Raw genomic sequence first — 439 nt, 5'->3', positions numbered from 1 at the left:
TGCTAATCTTGCGTCTTCATCTGCTTGTGCTTGCGCTGCTGCTTCGGCTGCTAATCTTGCTGCTTCATCGGCTTGCGCTTTTGCTGCTGCTTCTGCTGCTAATCTGGCTGCTTCATCGGCTTGAACTTGCGCTGCTGCTTCAGCTGCTTTTCTTGCTGCTTCATCGGCTTGTGCTTGTGCTTCTGCTTCTGCTGCTAATCTGGCTGCTTCCTCTGCTTGAACTTGTGCCGCTGCTTCTGCTGCTAATCTTGCTGCTTCATCGGCTCGTGTTTGCGCTGCTGCTTCTGCTGCTAATCTGGCTGCTTCATCGGCTTGTGCTTGTGCTTCTGCTTCTGCTTCTGCTGCTAATCTGGCTGCTTCATCGGCTTGTGTTTGCGCTGCTGCTTCTGCTGCTAATCTTGCGTCTTCCTCTGCTTGAACTTGTGCCGCTGCTTCTGCT

The 439-nt window shown here is 52.8% G+C and carries 1 protein-coding gene; it reads right to left on the bottom strand.

The annotated features are described in order from the left end of the window. A partial coding sequence (locus tag ACVCZW_RS00075) for a hypothetical protein (protein ID WP_452231286.1) occupies positions 1-439 on the bottom strand: 439 nt, incomplete at both ends.

It is taken from the genome of Lacinutrix sp. MEBiC02595 (assembly GCF_053601555.1).
Note: the sequence above shows the minus strand (reverse complement) of the source record. Positions and strands in the feature narration are given on the sequence as shown.